This window comes from Phycisphaerae bacterium, assembly GCA_012729815.1.
In the GTDB taxonomy this organism is placed as follows: Bacteria; Planctomycetota; Phycisphaerae; order JAAYCJ01; family JAAYCJ01; genus JAAYCJ01.
The window spans coordinates 1-2085 of record JAAYCJ010000116.1 but is presented as its reverse complement, the minus strand read 5'-3'; the positions used below and the strand labels follow the sequence as shown (position 1 = coordinate 2085).

At 63.0% G+C, this 2085-nt stretch carries 3 protein-coding genes; all 3 read right to left on the bottom strand.

Translation table 11 applies throughout. The features are described 5' to 3' along the window. On the bottom strand, positions 1–452 hold a 452-nt coding region (locus GXY33_08280; protein NLX05126.1), incomplete at its 3' end, for a hypothetical protein. A 23-nt stretch (positions 453–475) separates the two neighbouring features. Continuing rightward, on the bottom strand, positions 476–1534 hold the full coding sequence (locus tag GXY33_08275) for a hypothetical protein (protein NLX05125.1): 1059 nt from the start codon (positions 1532–1534) through the stop codon (positions 476–478). 152 nt (positions 1535–1686) lie between these two features. Continuing rightward, the coding region (locus GXY33_08270; protein ID NLX05124.1) for a hypothetical protein at positions 1687–2085 on the bottom strand (399 nt) is incomplete at its 5' end.

Sequence of the window (2085 nt, the reverse complement as noted above, 5' to 3'; positions counted from 1 at the left end):
TCCTGGGAGTGCTCGAGGCTCATGATTTCGCTGCCACCGGCTTTGAGGCCGGCAATAAAGTCGTCCAACAGCACGAACTGCCCCATCGCGCTCTGACGGATTTTCTCAGCGGTGAAGTCCGAGATGCATCCGAGGCGGATCAGACCGGTCTCGCTGTCATATTCGGCGATTTCCTTCTGCGCCGCCGACTTCCAGTTGATCACGGTGCGGCCGGCGAAATGCGAGACCACCGCCATCGCCGGCGACGACTTGTTCACGTAGATGACCGGCGCCGCCTCTTCCTCGTTCTCGATCGGCGCGCCGCCCGGTTCGGTCAGGGCATGATCGGTCATGCGAAGCCAGCCCTGGAACTCGATCTTGGCCGGCTGCGAGGCCGGGCCCGACTCGTGGGCGCCCGCGCCGGCGGCGAGGACGGCGGCAATCAACGTGGCAATCACGGCTGGCTTGGTCATGCGGCGTCTCCTTGTGCAGCGGATCAACGATCCTGATTCTCGGTTTGCGCGGGCATGGTCTGCGGCGCGACCCGCTCGTCGTCCGCCGGCGTCGCCGGTTCGTCCTCCTGCGAGAGGACCTGGTTGGCCCGGCGGGTCTGGGCGGTGGTCGGTATGCGCATCAGGCGGGTCTTGAGTTCGTCGAACATTCGGATCAGCGGCTCGTCGAGCTCTTCGAGCTTGCGGCGGCCTTTTTCGAGGGCTTCGCGGCGTTCCTCGCCCGTTTTGCCCGCCACGGCGGGATCGCGCAGGCTTCCCATGTACGTCCTGGCCTCGGCGTACTGGCGGACATGGTCGCGTTTGTAGCTCTCAGCCCGCGACTTGATCTCGCCGAGTACCGACCAGGCGAGGGTCTGCTGGCCCTTTTCGAGCCCGAACGCCTCGATGAAGGTCCGCACGTACAGGTCCCAGAAATCGAACGACGTGGGTTTGTAACGGTTGATCTCGGCGACGATCTTCTGTTCGATCTCTTCCGGCGAGACCGTCGGTTCCTCCCTGCCGAACTGCTCCTTCAGCTCGCCCGGGCGGATGTCGCCCTTCTCCCATCGTTCCAGCCGTCCGAGCAGTTCCTCGAAGCTGCCGCGCCGCTCCTCGATTTCCTCCTGGTAGCGTTTCTTCTGCGCGTCGTTCATCACCGACTGGATCGCGTTCATCGTCTCGATCTGGCGATCGGCGAAGCGTCGGCACAACGGCTGAACCTCGCGGACGAACTCCTGAACATCTTCGACGGGCACTTCCTGTTTGGCCTTGAGGGCTTTCCGGACTTTCCGCTCGAACGCCTCCATCTTGCCCGCCGCTTTAAACTGGAGGGTAATGTCCTGGTGGTCAAGGGCCTCGCGCACCTGCTCGGTCTGTTCGGGCGAGAGGCGGTAGCGCTGGCGCATGTTTCGCACCTGGGTTTCGACCAGCAGCTCGACGAATCCCTCGCGCTGCAGATGGGACTCAATTCCCGGCTTGGTCGTCGTTTCGGCGGCGGCCAGGCACAGCCCGGCTGCAAACACCACCGACAACACGACCACTCCCGATTCTGCGCGAACGCCCATCTGGGCCTCCCAAAAAGCCCCCGCTCCACCCGACCGTGCGTGGTCATTGTCGCCTCAATCTCTCGAAATGTCAACCCCCCTGCGCAGCGGGAGCCTTCGGAAGACGTGAGAATTCAGAAGTCAGAAGTCCGAATAAGATTTGCAGGCGACGATCAACGGTTCGAGCGGCGCGGCCGTTGGCGAATCGGGATTTCGTCTTCTATTCCCTGAATCCTGTTTGCCGTTGAAGTCTGGACGGCGCGATTCGCCAACAGCTTGGCGTGCAGGTCGCGGAATTGCTCTCGCAGGAGTCGATAGCTCGACCCGTCGATCTCGCTGAGCATGAAATGCGGGGCGCTCTTCATGGCCAGACTCTCGGCCCGGATCGAGGCGAGGCCGCAGAAGACGCCCACGACAATCACGGCAGAGGCGAAGATCGGCGTTGAGCTTCGGAAGAACGTCCGGCGGAAATGGGCGAACTGGGCGGGCAAGCGCCGCAGGCGTATCGACTGGACCGCCAGCCATGAGATGAACCATGCGGCGAAGAGGAATGAGAGCATCAGCAGATAGGC